The following is an 18,925-nucleotide window of genomic DNA, read 5'->3' on the forward strand; positions in this document are numbered from 1 at the left end:
GTCACACTCCGCAGACTACCGCTCACAGGCCGAAGCGACGCTGGAGGTCCCCCAGTTGTCCGGGAAGGCGCGGTTGTCCCGGCTGCTGTCCGTGTTGGCCACGTTGACCCGGTGCGCCCTGCCCGCCCTGTCCACCCGGCACCCCCGCCTGATGGGGCACCGCGCCCGTCGCCTGCTCGGCCATGAGCGCCTCCGAGGACTGCAGAAGCACGGTGCCCGCTCCCACGAACTCGAACTGGTGCTCCTCACCTGAGGTGCCGCCGATCCCGGTCAGCGCCCGCAGGCCACCGAGGACTCCGGTCATATAGCCATGGTCGTAGTGATGGCAGGGCGAGGGGCAGTCGGCCCAGCCCACCAGGGCCTGCGGGTCGACCCGGATCGGCGGCTCCATGAAGACCACCGGGCCGTTCGACGCGGCCACGAACTTGCCGGTGCCGATCAGGGTCAGAAAGCCCGGGACGATGGACTGCTTCAGCGAGAGAGTTGGCTGAAAAGCGAGGAGGTTGCCGGAGCGAATGGTCAGGTTGCCTTCTTCGAGGTCGTACGAATTCACGTCGAAGGCCCGGTCGGCGAGGAGCATCTTGCCCTGGCCGTCCGCCACGACCCAGTCGCTCGCGTGCAGCGGCGAATGGAAACTCGTGCGCACCAGACGATCCAGGCGGCCGTGCCCGATGCCGTTGAACTCGATCGACCCGTAGTAGGCGATCATCTTTCCCTTCTGCAGGAACCACTGGCTCCCCTTGAGCTCCACGCAGAAGGTGTACGCGTTCACGCTGTCGTCGCTCGGCAGCGTCATCGGGTCGAAGACCGTGGGCCCTGCCGCGGGCATTGAGGGGTTCACAGCTTGTCCTCCGATGCCTGGACGTAGACCGCGCCGCTGCCCGACAGCTCCAGCTGGAACGCCTCGCCGGAGCCTCGCCCCACCATGTCGCGCCAGCCGAGCGCCGTGGAGAGCTTGTTGCGTACGTCGCCGTGGTGCGCGACATAGGCCTGCGGGTCGACATGGACCGGCCGCTGCGGGGTGATCGGTACCTCGATGACCCCGCCGTGCGCCATGACGGCGACCGCGCCCTGGCCCTTGAGGGTGGTGGTGAACAGGCCCTGGCCGGAGACCTGCCCGCGGACCATGCCCATGACGCCGCCCTGGGAGCCCATGAACATCGTCCCCTGCTGCAAGGTCCCGTCGAACGCGAGCAGCCGGTCCGCCTCCACGTAGAGGGTGTCTCCGGAGAGGGTGATCACCTGGATGTGGTGGCCGCCGTGCCCGAAGAGGACCGTGCCGCTGCCCTCCACGGTCATCAGGGGCGTCGCCTCATTGGCGACCCGGCGCCCGATCATGGAGGCAAGGCCGCCCTGCCCGCCCTGGACGTTGGGTGTGAAGGAGACGTCCCCCTTGTAGGCGAGCATGGCGCCGCGCTGGCTGAACAGCCGCTGGCCCGGCACGACGGTCGCCTCGACGACCTTCGAGTTGATCTCTTGGAAGGGCATGTCAGACGTCCCCCGCGATCGTGTTCCGCTCGCTGGGCTGGACGTACACCAAACCGTCGCCCTCGAAGCGGATCTGGAAGGCCTCACCGCCGCCCTCGCCCATGAGCGTGCGGAAGGTGACGCCCGACTGGAGGTTCTGCCGGAGGTTTCCCTGGTGCGCGATATACGCCCCAGGGTCCACCGTCAGGGGGTATTGCTGACTGACCCGGAGCACCACCGCCGGGCCGTCGGACATGATCGCCGCCTGGCCCGAGCCCTCGACGGTCGTGGTGAACAGGCCGTTGCCCTGCGAGGCGCCGCGCACGCCCGTGAAGTGCGTGCCGGTGTGCAGGCCCGCGTCCGTGCACAGGAGGTTGTCGGACTCGACGAACAGCTTGTCGCCGCGCAGCTCCACCAGATTGATCTCGGTGGCCCGGTCGGCGAACCAGCAGGTGCCGTGCCCCTTCACCTCCATCACCGTCATCTGCTCGCCGGTGAGGCGCCGGGTCACCATTCCCCGGATGCCCTCGCCGCCGCCGGTCATCTTTTTGAAGGCCATCTGGCCGTCGTACGCGACCATCGAGCCGTTCTTCGCTTTGACGGCGTCGCCGGACATCTCCACGGCGAGCACCCTGCTGCCTTGCAGTCGGAACGTTGCCACGTATCGACGGTAGCCGTCGGATATGGGGTCGGAACAGGGCAACGGCCCCTGAGCGAACCCGGAGAACACCCCGATGTCACAATGGGGGTCGCTTGTGCGCGCATTCACAAGATCGATGCCGTCGAGCGGCCCCCACCCCCGCTCCCGCCCTCCCACCGAAGGTGATCCGTGGACATCAAGACCGCTTCCGCACTCCGCCGCCTCCGTCTGGTCTCGGCCCCCGAGGCCGTCTCCTTCCTGCTCCTGATCATCTGCTCGGTGCTCAAGCGGACCACGGACTTCAACGCCGTACCGGTGATGGGCATGGTCCACGGCGTGCTCTTCATCCTCTACGTGCTGTTCTGGCTCGACGCCTGGAACCGTACGAAGTGGAACGCGAAGACGGCCGCCCTCTACTTCGTCCTCTCCGTCCTGCCGACCGGCGGTTTCTTCGCCGAGCGCAAGCTGAAGCGTGAGGCCGAGGCCGCCGTGATCGCCTCGCGCGCCCGCCGTGAAGGGGTGGTCAGCGCATGATCGTCGCCTTCTCCGTGACGCCGCTGGGGGTCGGCGAGGACGTGGGTGAGTACGTCGCCGACGCGGTCCGCGTCGTCCGCGAATCCGGGCTGCCCAACCGGACCGACGCGATGTTCACCTCCGTGGAGGGTGAGTGGGACGAGGTGATGGACGTCGTCAAGCGCGCCGTCGCCGCGGTCGAGGCGCGGGCGCCGCGCGTCTCCGTCGTCATGAAGGCGGACATTCGCCCCGGGGTGACGGACGGGATGACGTCCAAGGTCGAGACGGTGGAGCGCCACCTTTCCGAGTAGCCGCCGTAGCCGCCTGGCTTCAAATTTCCAGAGCCCCCGCCGACCCGGCGGGGGCTCTCTTCCGCCCTCGGACTTGAGCGGTCGCTCAAAAAACCCTACGATCCACTTGAGCAGTCGCTCAAAAGCGCGGTGACATGGGGGTATGTCGTGGGCCTGTACGTAGAAGCACGCATAGAAGCCGACCTCGACGAGCTCTGGGCACGGACCCAGGAGCCGTCCCAGCATCAGCGCTGGGACCTGCGCTTCACCGAGATCGACTACCTGCCGCAGGCGCCGGGCGAGCCGCGGCACTTCCGGTACGGCACGCGCGTACTGCCCTTCCTCACCGTCGCGGGCACCGGGATCTCCGCCGGCGAGAAGCGCCGCGCCGACGGCACCAGGACCTCGGCCCTGCGCTTCGCCTCGCCCCACCCGCTGTCGCTCCTGCGGGAGGGCTCGGGCTACTGGCGCTACGTCCCCACCGCGGAGGGCGCCATCCGCTTCGTCACCGGCTACGACTACCGCCCGCGCTGGGGCCGCTTCGGCGCCCTCGCCGACCGGGCCCTCTTCCGACCGCTGATGGGCTGGGCCACGGCCTGGTCCTTCGACCGCCTCCGACTGTGGCTCGAGCGGGGCATCACCCCCGAACGCCAGCTCCTGCACGCGCTCGCCGAGACGGCCGTCCGCGCCGGGTGCGTGGTGGCGGCGGTTCTCGCGCTGCCGATGGTGGCTCCGGCGACGGTCGCCCTCGTCTGCTTCATCCCGCCCCTGCCGACGACGCCGGCGGCGCGCCGCTGCCTTCGGACACCACCGCCCCGTACGCACGCGCCCCGCATTCTCTCGACCCTCCAGGAGCAGTCATGACGTCCTCGATCTTCCGTACGGTGATGGGCGCCGACTTCGACCGTCTGCACCCCGAGCTGCGGCGCCGCTTCTCCGTGGGCCTCGCGAGCGGGGAGGCGTGCACCGGCAGGGGCGTCATGGACCGCGTCTGGCACGGCAGGGGCTTCGTGAAACCGTTCCTGGCGCTGGGAGGAACCCGCAACATCCTCGTCCCGCGCGCCGGACGGAACGTCCCCTTCACCATCGAGAACGTGCCGTACACCGACTCGTTCGGCCGTGAGACGGTGAGCTTCGTGCGCACCTTCGATCTGCCAGGCCGCTCCCGCCGCTTCGACGCCCAGATGGTCCTCGGCCCCCAGGGGGACCGGATCCTGGACTACCTCGGCACCCACCAGCACCTCGCGAGCGACCTCCACCTTCGTGCCGAGCCGGACGGCTCCCTCCTGATCCGCTCCGGGGAGCACCGCTTCCGTGAGGGGCCGGTGGATGTACGCGTCCCCGGCCTGATCGGCGGCGACGCGGAGGTGCGGGAGTCCTTCGACGACTCCACGGGCCGCTTCCACATCCGGGTCCGGGTGGTGAACCGGCACTTCGGGCCGCTCTTCGGGTACGAGGGTTCCTTCAAGGCGTCGTACGCGGATGTCAGGGCCTGCGGTGTACGCCCGGGGCTGCGGCCCCTGCGTGAGGAGGCGAGGGCGTGAGCGCCGGGACCAAGGAGAAACTCCTCGAAGGGGCGCTGCGTACGCTGACGGAGCAGGGCATCGCGAAGACGTCCGCGCGGACGATCGCGGCGACGGCCGGGGTCAATCAGGCGCTGGTCTTCTACCACTTCGGGTCGGTCGACGAGTTGCTCGCGGCGGCGTGCCGCCACGGGTCGGAGCAGCGGGTGTCCCGTTACCGGGAGCGTCTCGACTCGGTGTCCTCGCTGGCCGAACTCCTCGAATTCGGGCGGGAGATGCATGAGGAGGAGCGGGCCGCGGGGCATGTCGCGGTCCTCGGCCAGCTTCTCGCGGGCGCGCAGACGCAGCCTCGTCTCGCCCCCGCGACGGCGGCGGGCCTCGCCCTCTGGATCGAGGAGATCGAGAAGGTCCTGATCCGTGTCCTCTCCTCCACGCCGCTGGGGGAGTTCGCTGATCCGGCGGGGCTCGCGAGGGCGGTGGCGGCGTCGTTCGTGGGGATAGAGCTGTACGAGGGGGTGGACGGGGCGGGGGCGGGCAGGGCGCTGGACGCCCTGGAGCAACTGGCGGTGCTGGTCACCGCCGTTGAGGAGTTGGGGCCCTTGGCGCAGCGGGCCATGCGGCATCGCCTACGGCGGGTTGCGCGGTCCTGAGGCCCCTTCCGGGGGCGGGGATTGCCACCCTCGGGGACGCTCCCGCAAGAACCTCTCCCACCCACCCACCCGATCACCCCGCGTCCATCCTCGCCGAACAAGCCTTTCCCGCCCACCCGCCCGATTGCCCGGTGGGTGGGCGGGCGGGGGACTGAAGCAGGCTCGCGCTCTCCCCGCAACCCCAGCCGAACCGGTCACCGTAAAACCGCTCGCACGGACGCGCCCGGTTCGACACGCCGGGGAAACTCCACTTTTGTGTGGGTATCGGGGTATCGGCTTGTTCGTACCTGAACCTGCCATTGCCAGATCACCGAAGACCTGGAGGGCGCTGTGCGGCCGGAGGGCTACGACTACCACACCCACAGCACATTGGCCGGGCCGCTGAGCGAGCCGGAAGGCGGCGGCGGCAGCGGCGGCGGCAGCGGCGGCGGGAAACGCTATCGGGTGCAGTACAACAAGCTTCTCGCCGGCGAGCCCCACCGAATACGGGCCGTCATCCTCATGACGCTCGCGCCCGTCCTCACCGGGCTCCTCCTCGTCTACCTCGTCTGGCCGACCCACTGGACGGAACGCGAGGGCGCCGACAGCTGGCTCATCGGGCTCGACGCCACGATGCTCGTGGCCATCGGCCTGATCGAGCTCTTCATGCTCGTCAATGTCATCTCCATCGCCCACGCGACGATGGTGGCCAGGGATCCCATCCCCGTCACCCCCGAACCCGGCACCCGCGTCGCGTTCCTCACGACGTACGTCCCGGGCAAGGAACCCCTCGGCATGGTCCGCGCCACCCTTGAGGGCGCGAAGGCGATACACCACACCGGCCCCCTGGACGTCTGGCTGCTGGATGAGGGGGACAACCAGGACGCCAAGGCGCTCTGCGCCGAGCTCGGCGTACGGCACTTCACCCGCAACGGCGTGCCCGAGTGGAACCGCGAGAAGGGTGCCCACAAGGCCCGCACCAAGCACGGCAACTACAACGCCTGGCTCGCGATGCACGGCGGCGAGTACGACTTCTTCGCCTCCGTCGACACCGACCACGTTCCCCTCCCCAACTTCCTCGAACGGATGATGGGGTACTTCCGGGATGAAGATGTCGCCTTCGTCGTCGGGCCCCAGGTGTACGGGAACTACGACACCCCCGTCACCAAGGCCGCCGAGTCCCAGCAGTTCCTCTTCCACGCCCTGATCCAGCGCGCCGGCAACCGCTACCGCGCCCCCATGTTCGTCGGCACCAACAACGTCGTACGCATCAAGGCGCTCCGCCAGGTCGGCGGCCTGTACGACTCGATCACCGAGGACATGGCGACCGGCTTCGAGATTCACCGTCACAAGAACCCCGCCACCCGGCGCCACTGGCGCTCGGTCTACACCCCGGACGTGCTCGCCGTCGGCGAGGGCCCCGCCTCCTGGACGGACTTCTTCACCCAGCAGATGCGATGGTCGCGCGGGACGTACGAGACGCTGTTCAAGCAGTACTGGAAGGCACCGTTCACGATGCCGCCCGGCCGCCTCTTCTCGTACACGATGATGCTCGTCTACTACCCGATGACGGCGGTCAACTGGCTGCTCGGTGTGCTGAGTTGCGTGCTGTTCCTCTGGTTCGGAGCGTCCGGTACGCAGGTCGCCGCGTCGGTCTGGCTGATGCTCTACAGCGACGCGGCAGCCCTCCAGGTGGGGCTGTACCTGTGGAATCGCCGTCATAACGTCTCTCCGCACGAACCCGAGGGTTCCGGAGGGCTCGCGGGCATGGCGATGTCCGCGCTCTCCGCCCCGATCTACGCCAAGTCGCTCGGCGCAGCCGTCCTGCGCCGTCCGAGCCGCTTCGTGGTCACGCCCAAGGGCAGTGGCGTCAGCCCGGACCGGGTGGCCACCTTCCGCATCCACCTCTTCTGGGCGGCCGTCCTCGCCAGTTCCCTGATCGCCTCGTTCGTGCTCGGCCACACCCACGTGGCGATGCGCACCTGGGCCGTACTCGCGATGGCCATCTCCCTCGCCCCCGTCACCATCTGGGGCTACACGCTGCTCACCGGGCGCAAGGGCCACAAGGAACGCAAGGAGGCCCGGCAGCGGGCGCGCCAGCTCGGCAGGGCGGACGCGGACGGCATCGGAGCCAAGGGCCCGGAGGGCGAGCCGGAGCCGGCGTTCGCCACGGGTACGACGACCGGAGGGAACTGACCCATGGCTTACCGGCCCTCGAAGCGCACCAAGAAGACGCTCCTCGGTGTCGGGGCGGGCACGCTCCTCGTAGGACTCAACGCACCGGCGGCGCTCTCCTTCGCCGAGGAGCAGTACTACGAGTACAAGATCGCCCAGCCCGGCTACAAAGCCCAGTACGGCTCCTGGAAGCAGATCGGCATCCCCGAGGAGTTCCGCACCAACGCCATCCATGCCGCGCTCCTGCACACCGGCAAGGTCCTGATCGTTGCGGGCTCCGGCAACGAGCAGAAGAAGTTCGACGCGGGGGCGTTCGACACGATTCTCTGGGATCCGAAGACGGACACCTTCAAGAAGGTGGCGACCCCGGAGGACTTCTTCTGCTCCGGTCACGCCCAACTCCCTGACGGCCGCCTCCTGGTGGCGGGCGGCACGGCCCGGTACGAACTCCTGGACGGCGAGCTGACCCGCGCGGGCGGCGGCATGCGCGTCAAGAACGAGAACCCCGACAAGCCCATCGTCCTCAAAAAGGGCACCCGGTTCCGCTCGCCGTCCGGCGTCGAGTACGTGAGCAAGTTCGACGTCAAGGTCCCCAAGGCCAAACGGGATTACGAGATCACGTACTCCAAGTCCGGTGTGATGCAGCCCTGGAAGACCAAGGTCAAGGCGAGCGAGGCACGCGTCTTCGTCGAAGCCACGGGGGAAGGCGAGCAGTTCGTCGCGCGGAAGTCCGCGCAGTACGAGATCGAGGGCCTCACCGGCAAGGACGCGGACAACGCGTACGGGATCGCCGAGAAGATCACCATGGACAAGCAGGACTTCCAGGGGATCAAGGCGGCGTACGAGTTCGACCCGAAGGCCGAGAAGTACATCGCGGTGGACCCGATGAAGAAGGCCCGTTGGTACCCCACGCTCGTCGGTCTCGACGACGGCAAGGTGCTCGCGGTCTCCGGCCTCGACGACGTCGGCATGATCGACCCCGGCGACAACGAGATCTACGACCCGAAGACCAAGAAGTGGACGAACGGCCCCAAGCGCTACTTCCCGACCTACCCCGCCCTCTTCCTCACCAAGGGCGGCAAGCTCTTCTACCCGGCGTCGAACGCGGGCTACGGCCCCGCCGACAAGGGCCGTGAACCCGGCCTGTGGGACCTGAAGACGAACAAGTTCGAGAAGATCCCCGGCCTCGTCGACCTCGACCAGACCGAGACGTCCGCCTCCGTCCTGCTGCCCCCCGCGCAGGACCAGAAGGTGATGATCCTGGGCGGCGGAGGCGTCGGCGAGTCCGACAAGGCGACCCGGCGCACGGCCGTTGTCGACCTCAAGGAAAAGAGTCCCGCCTTCCGGACAGGGCCCGAACTCCCGCAAGGAACACGCTACTTGAACAGCGTGATCCTGCCGGACGACTCGGTGTTCACCTCCAACGGATCCAAGGACTACCGAGGGCGCGGCGGAAGCAACATCCACAAGGCGCAGTTCTACGACCCCAAGACGAACAGCTTCCGGGAGGCGGCATCCCCCAGGGTGGGCCGCAACTACCACTCCGAGGCGCTGCTCCTGCCCGACGGCCGGGTCGTCACCTTCGGCTCGGACCCGCTGTTCGACGACCAGGAGAACACCAAGCTGGGCCACTTCGAGCAGCGCATGGAGGTCTTCACGCCGCCCACGCTGCACAAGGCGGGCAACAACCGCCCGGCTCTTCGCGGGGGCCCCGAGCAGCTGCCGCCGGACGGCCGCGCGATGTTCCGTACGGACCACCCGGAGAAGATCATCTCGGCCCGGCTGATGCGTCCCAGCGCGGTGACCCACACGACCGACGTCGAGCAGCGGTCGATCGCGCTCGGACTGACCAAGGGCAAGCACACGGTGACGGTGGACGTGCCCAAGGGCGACACCGCGCTGGTGCCGCCCGGCTGGTACATGCTGTTCGTGACGGACCAGGACGGCACGTCGTCAGAGGCGACGTGGATCCAAGTGAAGTAGCGGGTCTAAGTGAAGTAGCGGATCCACGCCGGGTGTTCGCGGCGGTCGGTCAGGTGTCCTTGGCGTTGCGCGCGAGACCGAGCGCGTAGTCGGGCCACCACTGGCCCGCCGCCGGGCCGCCCCTGCACGGTCCGTCCGAGTCGCCGGGCCGCTTGATCCACAGGACCGCGTCGAGCAGCGCGTCACCGGTCTTGTCCGTGGGCGGGGTGCCAAGGCCCCGTCCCGGCGGATTGCACCAGGCGTCCGCGCGGTCACCGGCGAGCGGGCCCTTGCCGTTGCGGCTGGTGTCCATCACGAAGTGCTTGCCGCCGACGATCCCGGAGAGGGTGCGGCCGTACGACTTGATCGTCTCGTCGCTCTGGAAGTTCGAGACGTTCAGCGAGAAGCCGTCGGCGCGGTCGATCCCCGCCTGTTCGAGCGGCTCGGCGAGCTTGTCAGGCTGGCTGATCCAGCCCGGGTTGCCCGCGTCCAGATAGACCTTCACCTGGGGCTGCCGCTTCAGGCGCTGGATAGCGTCGGAGAGCAGCTGGTAGCGCTCGGTGTGGTACTCGGCGGGGGTGCAGCCGTCCGCGATGTGCGCGATCGCGTCCGGCTCCAGGATGACCAGGGCCTGCTTGTCGCCGATGGCGCCCGCGAACCTGTCGATCCACTGCCGGTAGAAGTCCGCGCTGTGCGCGCCGCCCGCCGAGTGCTGGCCGCAGTCGCGGTGCGGGATGTTGTAGGCGACGAGTACGGCGGTGCGGTCGCTCCGCGCCGCGCCGCCCACGGCCGCCTGGATGTCGGGCGCCGGGTCGTCCCCCGCGGGCCATACGGCCATGGGCTGCTCGGAGATCCGCTTGAGCGCGTCGGCGTCCTGGGTGCGGCCCTCCCGCTCCCACTGTTTGACCTGCCGGGCCGCCGCGCTCTCGGGGTCGACCCAGAACGCGCTCTGCGCCGCCTTCTTGGAGCTTCCGGAGGGCGAGCCGGATTCGACGGCCGCTGTTTCCCGGCCCGCGGAACCGGAGCCGGAGCCGGAGGAGCACCCCGCCGTGAGCCCGAGGGCCGTGAGGGCCGTGAGTGCCGTGAACGTACGGAGCAGCCGGTGCATCCAGCCCCCTTGGGCGACGGTGACCGGGCAATCGTTACATAACGGCCCAATCGCCCACGGTTACGACACCGGGCCGGACGTCCCCTACCGGACTCCGTCAGACGTCCTCGCCGCCCCCGCCCGCCAGCGCGATGCCCAGCGGAGTGCGCTCGTACAGCACCTGATGCCCGTACCGCCGCGAAACCAGCAGCCCCGCGCCCCGGAGCGCGCCGAGGTGCGCGGAGACGGAGGACGGCGCGAGCCCGACGCGGTGCGCGAGGGCCGAGGTGGTGGCGGGGTCGGTGAGCGCGGCGAGTACGGTCGCCCGGCCCCGCCCCAGGAGCCGTACGAGCGCTTCGGAGGTACGGTCGCTCGGCTCGGCCCAGAGTCCGGCGAGACCACGGGCGGGATAGACCAGGGTCGGCTGCCAGGGCGGGTCGTGGCCGCCCACCACGTCCGGCCAGGCGAAGACGCTGGGCATCAGGACGAGGCCCTGCCCCGCCAGATGCCGCACATGGTCGGCCGCCCGCGCGACGGTCAGCGACTCCGCGTCCCAGCTGAACCTGGGATCGAGCTCGGCGACGAGCGCGCCGAGGCCGACCTCCGCGAGCCGCCGCGAGTGGAAGGCGACGTCCGCCTCCAGAAGGGCGCGCAGCCGGGGCCAGTCGGGCTCGACGAGGGTGTGCCAGGCGGCCTCCATGGCGTCGGCCAACTCCCGCACCGCGCGCGCGGGATCGGCGAGCAGCGCGCGCCCCTGCGGGGAATCGGCCGCCCCCGTAGTACAGGCGAGCGCCCGCGTCAGCTCGTCCCGCGCGGCCTCCGGGTCGGCGGCGCGCACGGCCGCGATCTCCTCATCGAAGGTGGCGGCGGGGCCGATGGGGGGCGGGCCGATGAAGTCAGGGCTGTACCCCCGCTGCGGCATCAGCAGCCACAGCGCCCCGAGTTCGAGCTGGGCCCCCGCCCCGCGGATCCGCCGCAGCCACTGCGGGTGGTAGCCGTGCCGGTCGGGCCGTTTCAGGGTGCGTACGGCTTCCTGCGTCTCCCACAGCGGCGACACCGCGAAGCGGCACCGCAAGAGATCGTCCGGCCCGAAATACAACCGGTTCGGCACGCCCTCACCCCCAAGATTCGCCCCGGACCGAAACTCTAGGGCGACGGGCACGCGCGCGTGCAGGGTGCGGACATGTCTGACGAGTACATCTCCGAGGTGTCCGCCCCTGAACCCCCTGAACCCCCTGAACCCACCGCACCCACCGCACCCGTCGGCTACCTCCGCCTCTTCACCGTCCGCGAGTTCCGTGCCGTCTTCCTCGCGCACGCCCTCTCCCTGCTCGGGGTCGTCGTCAGCGAGGTCGCGCTCACCGTGCTCGTGTACGGGCTCACCGGCTCACCGCTGCTCAGCGCCCTCACCTTCGCGCTCGGCATGCTGCCCTACCTCGTGGGCGGCACCCTGCTGTCCGGGATCGCAGACCGGTATCCGCCAAGGCGGACCCTCGTGACCTGCGATGTCGTGTGCGCCGGGTGCGCGGCGCTCATGGCCGTGCCCGCCACGCCCGTCTTCGGGCTGCTCGCGCTGCGGTGCCTCATCGCCATGGTGTCGCCCGTCTTCAACGGCACGCGGATGGCGACCCTCACCGACATCCTCGGGGACGGCGACCTGTTCGTCCTCGGGCGTTCCCTGCTCCGGATCGTCTCGCAGAGCTCCGTGCTCGTCGGCTTCGGGCTCGGCGGCGTCCTGCTCACCGTCGTACCGCCGCGCGGGGCCCTGCTCATCACCATGGGTACGTTCACGGCGTCGGCCCTGCTGCTGCGGTACGGGACGAAGCCCAGGCCCGCGCGCGGAGGCGGCGGCGCCGCGCTCATGCGGTACTCGCTCAGCGGCGCCCGGCAGGTTCTCCGCGACCGCAGGATCCGGGCACTGCTGCTGCTCCTCTGGGCGCCGCCGATGTTCATGGTCGCCCCGGAGGCGCTCGCCGCCCCCTACGCCGACGAGATCGGCGTAGGCGTCGCGGGCGTCGGACTGCTGATGTGCGCTCTGCCGGTCGGCACGATCGCGGGGGAGCTGTACGCCGGCTCCGCGCTCTCCGCCACCGCCCGGGCCCGCATCGTCCTGCCGCTCGCCTCGCTCACGCTGCTTCCGCTCACCGTGTACGCCGTCACCCCTGGCCTCGGCTGGGCGATGCTCGCCCTCGCGCTCGCCGGCGCCGGATCCGCGTACACCCTGGGTCTCGACCGGTGGTTCGTCGACGCAGTCCCCCAGGAGCTTCGGGGGCGGGCGATGACCGTGCACACGGCGGGGCTGATGACGATCCAGGGGGTCGGGATGGCGCTGGCCGGGCTCGCGGCGGAGTTCTTCGCGGTGAGCACCGTCGTCACGGCGGCGGGTGCGCTCGGCGCGGTCTGCTGCCTCGCCCTGGCCGCCGAGGTGCGCGCCACGGGCCGCGCCGCGCACCGTACCGAAGAGGGCGGGCCCGTAGACGTACGCGAACATGCGACCGAATCGCGAGACGGGGCTGACCAGCATGTGACCGGCGGGTAAGGTCTTTGGCGTGCCGAAGCCGCTCAGCCTTCCCTTCGATCCCATCGCCCGCGCCGACGAACTCTGGAAGCAGCGCTGGGGCTCCGTACCGGCCATGGGCGCGATCACCTCGATCATGCGGGCGCACCAGATCCTGCTCGCCGAGGTCGACGCGGTCGTCAAGCCGTACGGACTGACCTTCGCGCGGTACGAGGCGCTGGTCCTGCTGACGTTCTCGCAGGCTGGCGAGTTGCCGATGTCCAAGATCGGCGAGCGTCTGATGGTCCACCCCACGTCCGTCACCAACACCGTCGACCGCCTTGTCAGGTCCGGCCTCGTCGACAAGCGCCCCAACCCGAACGACGGCCGCGGCACCCTCGCCTCCATCACGGAGAAGGGCCGCGAGGTCGTCGACGCGGCCACCCGTGAGCTGATGGCGATGGACTTCGGGCTCGGGGTGTACGACGCCGAGGAGTGCGCGGAGATCTTCGCGATGCTGCGGCCCCTGCGGGTCGCCGCCGAGGACTTCGAGGAGCAGTAGAACCTCGGGTTCCGGTCGGGCCGGGGCCGCTTGAAGATCGCGCAAATCGTGCCGATACGCTCGTAGGCATGAAGCGAAGCGTGCTGACCCGTTACCGGGTGATGGCCTATGTCACCGCCGTCATGTTGCTCGTGCTGTGCACCTGCATGGTTTTCAAGTACGGCTTCGACAAGGGTGAGGGTCTGACGCTCGTCGTCTCCCAGCTCCACGGTGTCCTCTACATCATCTACCTGATCTTCGCCTTCGACCTGGGCTCCAAGGCGAAGTGGCCGTTCGGCAAGCTCCTGTGGGTGCTGGTCTCCGGCACCATCCCGACGGCCGCGTTCTTCGTCGAGCGCAAGGTCGTGCGGGATGTCGAGCCGCTGATCGTCGACGGCTCCCCGGCCACCGCGAAGGCGTAACTTCCACCGCCACGGACAGGTCCGTGGCGGTGAGCCATCGACATTTACTAGGACGTCCAAGTAAATTCGAGGGTATGGACGCTGACGCCATTGAGGAAGGCCGCCGTCGCTGGCAGGCCCGGTACGACACCGCGAAGAAGCGCGACGCGGATTTCACCACGCTCTCCGGCGACCCGGTCGAGCCCGTCTACGGGCCACGGCCAGGGGACACCTACGAGGGATTCGAGCGGATCGGATGGCCCGGCGAATACCCCTTCACCCGTGGACTGCACCCCACCGGCTACCGCGGCCGGACCTGGACCATCCGCCAGTTCGCGGGCTTCGGCAACGCCGAGCAGACGAACGAGCGCTACAAGATGATCCTGGCCGCCGGCGGCGGCGGACTCTCCGTGGCCTTCGACATGCCGACCCTGATGGGCCGGGACTCCGACGAGCCCCAGTCCCTCGGTGAGGTCGGCCACTGCGGCGTCGCCATCGACTCGGCCGCCGACATGGAGGTCCTCTTCAGGGACATCCCGCTGGGTGATGTCACGACGTCGATGACGATCTCCGGTCCTGCCGTCCCCGTCTTCTGCATGTATCTGGTCGCCGCCGAGCGCCAGGGCGTCGACCCGGGCCTGCTCAACGGCACGCTCCAGACCGACATCTTCAAGGAGTACATCGCGCAGAAGGAGTGGCTCTTCCAGCCCGAGCCGCATCTGCGTCTGATCGGCGACCTGATGGAGCACTGCGCGCGCGACATCCCCGCGTACAAGCCGCTCTCGGTCTCCGGCTACCACATCCGCGAGGCCGGGGCGACGGCCGCGCAGGAGCTGGCGTACACGCTGGCCGACGGTTTCGGGTACGTGGAGCTCGGGCTCTCGCGCGGGATGGACGTGGACGCCTTCGCCTCGGGGCTCAGCTTCTTCTTCGATGCGCATCTGGACTTCTTCGAGGAGATCGCCAAGTTCCGCGCCGCGCGCCGCATCTGGGCCCGCTGGATGCGGGACGTGTACGGCGCGCAGACCGACAAGGCCCAGTGGCTGCGCTTCCACACGCAGACCGCGGGCGTCTCGCTCACCGCCCAGCAGCCCTACAACAACGTCGTACGTACGGCTGTGGAGGCGCTTTCGGCGGTGCTCGGCGGGACCAACTCCCTGCACACCAACGCCCTCGACGAGACCCTCGCGCTGCCGAGCGAGCAGGCCGCCGAGATCGCGCTGCGTACGCAGCAGGTGCTGATGGAGGAGACGGGCGTCGCCAACGTGGCGGACCCGCTTGGCGGCTCCTGGTACGTCGAGCAGCTCACCGACCGCATCGAGGCCGAGGCCGAGAAGATCTTCGATCAGATCAAGGAGCGGGGGCGCAGGGCCCATCCCGATGGGCAGCACCCGATCGGGCCGATCACCTCCGGCATCCTCAGGGGGATAGAGGACGGCTGGTTCACCGGGGAGATCGCCGAGTCGGCGTTCCAGTACCAGCAGTCTTTGGAGAAGGGCGACAAGCGGGTCGTGGGCGTCAACGTCCACCATGGTTCCGTCACCGGTGATCTGGAGATTCTGCGGGTCTCTCACGAGGTGGAGCGGGAGCAGGTAAAGGAGCTCGGCAGCCGCCGGGTGGCACGGGATGAGGCTCGCGTGCGGGCCGCTCTCGAAGCGATGCTTGTCGCTGCGCGGGGCGGGGTGAACATGATTCCGCCCATGCTGGAGGCGGTGCGGGCCGAGGCGACCCTCGGGGAGATTTGTGGCGTGCTGCGGGATGAGTGGGGGATTTATACGGAGCCCCCGGGGTTCTAGTTCGGGGTTCTTCGGTGCGTGGAGATCTGCGGGGCCGTTGTGGCTGGTCGCGCAGTTCCCCGCGCCCCTAAAGGGCCCCTCCGGGGCGCCTCCAGGGCGGCTTCGGGTGCGCCGCCAGAAATTGTGGGTGTCAGATGCACGGAGCTGGGTAGGCGCGCCCGCGTCAGCCCGTCCTGCCTCTGGAGTCACCCTGTGTCACCCGTGAGCCTGCCCGGCCCCACCCGTACCGCTGTGATCGCCATCGGAGCCGCCACGCTCACTCTTCTCGGTGCGCTGACGCTGGTCGGCTCCGGCGAGTCGAGTGCGAGCCCGTCGCCCGAGCCGAAGGTCCAGGACACCTTCGACTCGCTCGGCCCCGAGGTGCACGCGGCGAAGCTCTCCAACGGCCGGACGGCTCACTACTCCGACTCCGGGAACAAGCAGGGCAAGCCCGTCCTCTACATAGGCGGCACCGGCACGAGCGCCCGCGCCTCGCACATGACGGACTTCTTCCGTACGACGCGCGAAGACCTCGACCTGCGCCTCATCTCCGTCGAGCGCAACGGCTTCGGCGACACGGAGTTCGACAAGAAGCTCGGCAAGGCGGACTACGCCGAGGACGCCCTCGAAGTGCTCGACCAGCTCGGCGTGGACGACGTGAGCGTCATCGCCATCTCCGGCGGCGGCCCCTACGCCGCGGAGCTCGCGGCGCGTGCCCCCGAGCGGGTCTCGGCCCTGCACCTGGCGGCCGCCCTGCCGCCCTACGGCACGAAGCCCGCGTACTGCTCCATGTCGGACGACGAGCTCGCCGCGACGGTGAAGGACTCCATCAGGGATCCCCGCAAGTGGTGGGCCTTCCCGGACGACAGCCCCGTCAAGTCGATACCGGGCTTCGCCGACACGGCGTACGAGGAAGGCGCGCGCACCTACAACCAGCGCGGCCAGCAGGCGGACCCCGCCCCGCAGGTGCACGAGCAGAAGCTGTACTGCGGGCGCCCCGGCCCGGACCTTGCGAAGCTCGACGCCCCCGTGTACCTCTACGGCGGCAAGAAGGACACGACGGTGCCGCCGGCGACCCTGAAGACCTGGCAGGACGAACTGCCGGGCAAGGCGAAGGTGCGTACGTACGCCGACTCCGGGCACGACGTGCAGTACCGCCACTGGGACCAGATCCTGGTGGACCTGGCGGGGCACAGCGACAAGACGGTCATCTGCCGCGGAAAGCACACGCGCGTCATGCCCGCGGGGGAAGCGGATCGCCTTCTCTCCAAGGGGCGCGCCGCTCTTGGCAGTTGTGCCTGGAAGAACAACTAGCCCGGCAGCGTCAGCCTGAACAGCGCGCCGCCCCCCGGCGCCCCCTGAGCCGTCAGTTCCGCCCCGTGCGCGTGGGCGATCTGGCGGGCCATCGCGAGGCCGAGGCCCGAGCCCGGCAGGGCGCGGGCCTTTTCCGCGCGGTAGAAGCGGTCGAAGACGTACGGCAGGTCCTCCTCCGCGATGCCGGGGCCGTGGTCGCGGACCGTCAGGGCGGCGGGGGAGAGGGAGATCTCCACGGGGGTGCCCGGCGGGCTGAACTTGGCCGCGTTGTCCAGGAGGTTGGTGACGAGGCGGGAGAGGCGCGCGGGGACCCCGGGGATGCTCACGTCGTCGGCGTCCGGTGACACCTGGAGCGTGAACGGCACCTGGGGCCAGTGGCCGCGCGCCGCGTCCACGACGTGGGCGACCAGGGGAGCGAACCGCACCTCCTCCAGGAGGGGCTGCGGCTCCTCGTCGCGGGCCAGCTCGATCAAGTCGTTGACCATGCCCGTGACTTCGCGGAGCTGGCGGCCGAGCGCGCCGGACGCCCGATCGCGCTGGGCGTCGGTCAACCGGTCGGCGCGGGCGAGGAGTTCGGCGTTCGTACGCAGCGCGGTCAGCGGCGTACGCAGCTCGTGCGAGGCGTCGGCGACCAGGCGGCGGCGCGCGGCCACCGACTCCTCCAGCTCGGCCAGCATCGCGTTGAACGAGGCGGCGAGGCGCGTGACTTCGTCCTCGCGGCCCGGCGGCCCCGGCGGCAACTCGATGCGGTGGCGGGCATCGCGCGTCGCCGCGATGCGCTCCGCGGTGGCGGTGAGGCGGGCGACCGGGGCGAGTCCGGTGCGCGAGACCCAGTAGCCACCGAGCCCGGAGAGGAGCACTCCGGCGCCGCCCACCGCGGAGAGCAGCCCGGCGGCCTGCCGTACGCCGCGCTCGGCGATGTCGGCGCGCAGCGCTACCTGGACGGCGTTCCCCTCGCCGTAGGTGGTGGTGTACATCCGGGTCGGCCTCCCGTGCAGCGTGAGGCTCGTGTAGTACGGGCCCGCCCGGCCGGCCGCGACCTTCCGGGTGGACTCGCCGACCGGGAGCAAGTACGGCTTCGACGGGTCGTCCGCCGGGTCGGCAGGGACGATCTGCGAGCAGGCGGGAGCCCCGAGGAAGCGGCACTCGCCCGTGACGACGCCCGGCTCGGTGTCGTAGTGCCGCTGCTGGGCGATGAGGCTCGCCGACTGGGCGAGGTTCTGGTCGAGCTGCTGGTACAGCTTGAAGCGGATGACGAGGAACGCGGCCACGCACACCCCGACCGCGACAAGCGCGACGGCCGCCGCCGCGGCGAGCGCGAGCCGCGTGCGCAGCGGACGGCGCCGCCGCCACCGGGCGCCGAGCCTGCGCCGGGCGCTCACGGGTTGCCGAGCCGGTAGCCGACGCCGTGCACCGTGTGTACGAGGCGTGGTTCGCCGCCCGACTCCAGCTTGCGGCGCAGATAACCGACGTACACGGCAAGGGAGTTGGAGTCGGGCCCGAAGTCGCGGCCCCAGACCGTCTCCTGGATGAGGTCGCGCGGGAGTACCCGGCCCGCGTTGCGCAGGAGCAGTTCGAGGAGGGCGAACTCGGTGCGGCTGAACTCCAGCGTGCGGTGGCCGCGCCGGCCGGTGCGCGTCGACGGGTCCAGGACGAGATCGGCGTACACGAGGTCGTCGATGTCGGCGGCGGAGGGCTGGTCCGGGGCGGCGCGGCGCAGCAGGGCGCGGACGCGGGCCACGAGCTCGTCCAGGGCGAACGGCTTCACCAGATAGTCGTCGGCGCCCGCGTCGAGGCCGTCCACGCGTTCGCTGACGGAGTCGAGCGCGGTGAGCACCAGGACCGGGGTGCGGTCGCCGAGCGCCCGCATCTGGCGGCAGACGGCGAGACCGTCCATGACCGGCATCATCACGTCGAGGACCACGAGATCCGGCTCCCAGCGGGCGATGGCGCTGAGCGCGCGCTGCCCGTCCGCGGCTCCGCGGGCGTGGTGCCCCTCGACGCTGAGGGCGTCCTCCACGGCGGCCCGGACCTCGGGGTCGTCGTCGACGACCAGCACCTTCGCCGGGGGAGTGCCGCTGTGCACGCTCGTGAAGCTCATGGACCCAAAG

General features: G+C 69.9%; 19 protein-coding genes. 12 read left to right on the forward strand and 7 right to left on the reverse strand.

The window, feature by feature from the left end; translation table 11 throughout:
* Window positions 1-22 precede the first annotated feature (22 nt).
* From ACGFX9_RS16720 to ACGFX9_RS16730, 3 genes are read right to left on the reverse strand one after another with little or no spacing between them, the layout of a single operon-like run.
* Window positions 23-829 (reverse strand): AIM24 family protein, encoded by an 807-nt coding sequence (locus ACGFX9_RS16720; protein ID WP_393472468.1) that lies wholly within the window; start codon window positions 827-829, stop codon window positions 23-25.
* Window positions 830-837: 8 nt separating this feature from the next.
* On the reverse strand, window positions 838-1,488 hold the full coding sequence (locus ACGFX9_RS16725) for an AIM24 family protein (protein WP_393471562.1): 651 nt from the start codon (window positions 1,486-1,488) through the stop codon (window positions 838-840).
* Window position 1,489: 1 nt separating this feature from the next.
* Entirely contained in the window at window positions 1,490-2,128 is a 639-nt protein-coding gene (locus ACGFX9_RS16730; RefSeq protein WP_393471565.1) for an AIM24 family protein, read from the reverse strand.
* Window positions 2,129-2,296: 168 nt separating this feature from the next.
* Here ACGFX9_RS16730 and ACGFX9_RS16735 point away from each other — a divergent pair, with 168 nt between their 5' ends.
* From ACGFX9_RS16735 to ACGFX9_RS16765, 7 genes are all read left to right on the forward strand, one after another.
* Window positions 2,297-2,641, forward strand: a complete 345-nt coding sequence (locus ACGFX9_RS16735; protein ID WP_393408162.1) for a DUF3817 domain-containing protein — start codon at window positions 2,297-2,299, stop codon at window positions 2,639-2,641.
* Window positions 2,638-2,931, forward strand: coding sequence for an MTH1187 family thiamine-binding protein (locus ACGFX9_RS16740; protein WP_249587703.1), 294 nt, complete (start codon window positions 2,638-2,640; stop codon window positions 2,929-2,931). Before ACGFX9_RS16735 ends, ACGFX9_RS16740 begins: the two co-directional genes overlap by 4 nt.
* 147 nt (window positions 2,932-3,078) lie before the next feature.
* Window positions 3,079-3,774 carry a hypothetical protein gene (locus ACGFX9_RS16745; protein WP_393471569.1) on the forward strand — a complete coding sequence of 232 codons (696 nt, stop codon included), beginning with the start codon at window positions 3,079-3,081 and terminating at the stop codon, window positions 3,772-3,774.
* Window positions 3,771-4,454, forward strand: a complete 684-nt coding sequence (locus ACGFX9_RS16750) for a DUF4166 domain-containing protein (RefSeq protein WP_393471572.1) — start codon at window positions 3,771-3,773, stop codon at window positions 4,452-4,454. Before ACGFX9_RS16745 ends, ACGFX9_RS16750 begins: the two co-directional genes overlap by 4 nt.
* Window positions 4,451-5,083 (forward strand): TetR/AcrR family transcriptional regulator, encoded by a 633-nt coding sequence (locus tag ACGFX9_RS16755; protein WP_393471575.1) that lies wholly within the window; start codon window positions 4,451-4,453, stop codon window positions 5,081-5,083. Before ACGFX9_RS16750 ends, ACGFX9_RS16755 begins: the two co-directional genes overlap by 4 nt.
* 330 nt (window positions 5,084-5,413) lie before the next feature.
* Window positions 5,414-7,258, forward strand: coding sequence for a glycosyltransferase family 2 protein (locus ACGFX9_RS16760; RefSeq protein WP_393471578.1), 1,845 nt, complete (start codon window positions 5,414-5,416; stop codon window positions 7,256-7,258).
* A gap of 3 nt (window positions 7,259-7,261) precedes the next feature.
* Window positions 7,262-9,220, forward strand: coding sequence for a galactose oxidase-like domain-containing protein (locus ACGFX9_RS16765; RefSeq protein ID WP_393471581.1), 1,959 nt, complete (start codon window positions 7,262-7,264; stop codon window positions 9,218-9,220).
* Window positions 9,221-9,269: 49 nt separating this feature from the next.
* Here ACGFX9_RS16765 and ACGFX9_RS16770 read toward each other — a convergent pair whose 3' ends face one another.
* Together ACGFX9_RS16770 and ACGFX9_RS16775 are read right to left on the reverse strand one after the other, a co-directional pair.
* Window positions 9,270-10,307 carry a glycoside hydrolase family 6 protein gene (locus ACGFX9_RS16770; protein WP_393471585.1) on the reverse strand — a complete coding sequence of 346 codons (1,038 nt, stop codon included), beginning with the start codon at window positions 10,305-10,307 and terminating at the stop codon, window positions 9,270-9,272.
* Between the two features lie 97 nt (window positions 10,308-10,404).
* On the reverse strand, window positions 10,405-11,397 hold the full coding sequence (locus tag ACGFX9_RS16775) for a DUF5937 family protein (protein ID WP_393471588.1): 993 nt from the start codon (window positions 11,395-11,397) through the stop codon (window positions 10,405-10,407).
* Window positions 11,398-11,469: 72 nt separating this feature from the next.
* On the opposite strand from ACGFX9_RS16775, the gene ACGFX9_RS16780 reads away from it, so the two are divergent.
* From ACGFX9_RS16780 to ACGFX9_RS16800, 5 genes are all read left to right on the forward strand, one after another.
* Window positions 11,470-12,825 (forward strand): MFS transporter, encoded by a 1,356-nt coding sequence (locus tag ACGFX9_RS16780; RefSeq protein WP_393471591.1) that lies wholly within the window; start codon window positions 11,470-11,472, stop codon window positions 12,823-12,825.
* A 10-nt stretch (window positions 12,826-12,835) separates the two neighbouring features.
* Window positions 12,836-13,345 (forward strand): MarR family winged helix-turn-helix transcriptional regulator, encoded by a 510-nt coding sequence (locus tag ACGFX9_RS16785; protein WP_393471594.1) that lies wholly within the window; start codon window positions 12,836-12,838, stop codon window positions 13,343-13,345.
* A 68-nt stretch (window positions 13,346-13,413) separates the two neighbouring features.
* On the forward strand, window positions 13,414-13,746 hold the full coding sequence (locus ACGFX9_RS16790) for a DUF3817 domain-containing protein (protein ID WP_393471597.1): 333 nt from the start codon (window positions 13,414-13,416) through the stop codon (window positions 13,744-13,746).
* A gap of 74 nt (window positions 13,747-13,820) precedes the next feature.
* The gene (locus tag ACGFX9_RS16795; protein WP_393471599.1) at window positions 13,821-15,521 is read left to right on the forward strand and encodes a methylmalonyl-CoA mutase; all 1,701 of its coding nucleotides are present in this window, start codon (window positions 13,821-13,823) and stop codon (window positions 15,519-15,521) included.
* A gap of 192 nt (window positions 15,522-15,713) precedes the next feature.
* Entirely contained in the window at window positions 15,714-16,814 is a 1,101-nt protein-coding gene (locus tag ACGFX9_RS16800) for an alpha/beta fold hydrolase (RefSeq protein WP_393471602.1), read from the forward strand.
* Here ACGFX9_RS16800 and ACGFX9_RS16805 read toward each other — a convergent pair.
* Both ACGFX9_RS16805 and ACGFX9_RS16810 read right to left on the reverse strand, forming a co-directional pair.
* Entirely contained in the window at window positions 16,811-18,196 is a 1,386-nt protein-coding gene (locus ACGFX9_RS16805; protein ID WP_393471603.1) for a sensor histidine kinase, read from the reverse strand. The genes ACGFX9_RS16800 and ACGFX9_RS16805 overlap by 4 nt on opposite strands.
* A complete protein-coding gene (locus ACGFX9_RS16810) occupies window positions 18,193-18,915 on the reverse strand; it encodes a response regulator transcription factor (protein WP_393471606.1) in 723 nt (240 codons plus the stop codon). The genes ACGFX9_RS16805 and ACGFX9_RS16810 overlap by 4 nt, the downstream gene beginning before the upstream one ends.
* Window positions 18,916-18,925 lie beyond the last annotated feature (10 nt).

Origin of the sequence: Streptomyces sp. NPDC048436, assembly GCF_043200355.1 — a bacterium.
Classification (GTDB): Bacteria; Actinomycetota; Actinomycetes; order Streptomycetales; family Streptomycetaceae; genus Streptomyces.

What these genes read in the sequence shown, in the direction of transcription:
- ACGFX9_RS16720 (WP_393472468.1), bottom strand. Translation starts at nt 829, where the DNA reads ATGCCCGCGGCAGGGCCCACGGTCTTCGACCCGATGACGCTGCCGAGC.
- ACGFX9_RS16725 (WP_393471562.1), bottom strand. Translation starts at nt 1,488, where the DNA reads ATGCCCTTCCAAGAGATCAACTCGAAGGTCGTCGAGGCGACCGTCGTG.
- ACGFX9_RS16740 (WP_249587703.1), top strand. Translation starts at nt 2,638, where the DNA reads ATGATCGTCGCCTTCTCCGTGACGCCGCTGGGGGTCGGCGAGGACGTG.
- ACGFX9_RS16750 (WP_393471572.1), top strand. Translation starts at nt 3,771, where the DNA reads ATGACGTCCTCGATCTTCCGTACGGTGATGGGCGCCGACTTCGACCGT.
- ACGFX9_RS16765 (WP_393471581.1), top strand. Translation starts at nt 7,262, where the DNA reads ATGGCTTACCGGCCCTCGAAGCGCACCAAGAAGACGCTCCTCGGTGTC.
- ACGFX9_RS16770 (WP_393471585.1), bottom strand. Translation starts at nt 10,307, where the DNA reads ATGCACCGGCTGCTCCGTACGTTCACGGCACTCACGGCCCTCACGGCC.
- ACGFX9_RS16780 (WP_393471591.1), top strand. Translation starts at nt 11,470, where the DNA reads ATGTCTGACGAGTACATCTCCGAGGTGTCCGCCCCTGAACCCCCTGAA.
- ACGFX9_RS16790 (WP_393471597.1), top strand. Translation starts at nt 13,414, where the DNA reads ATGAAGCGAAGCGTGCTGACCCGTTACCGGGTGATGGCCTATGTCACC.
- ACGFX9_RS16795 (WP_393471599.1), top strand. Translation starts at nt 13,821, where the DNA reads ATGGACGCTGACGCCATTGAGGAAGGCCGCCGTCGCTGGCAGGCCCGG.
- ACGFX9_RS16810 (WP_393471606.1), bottom strand. Translation starts at nt 18,915, where the DNA reads ATGAGCTTCACGAGCGTGCACAGCGGCACTCCCCCGGCGAAGGTGCTG.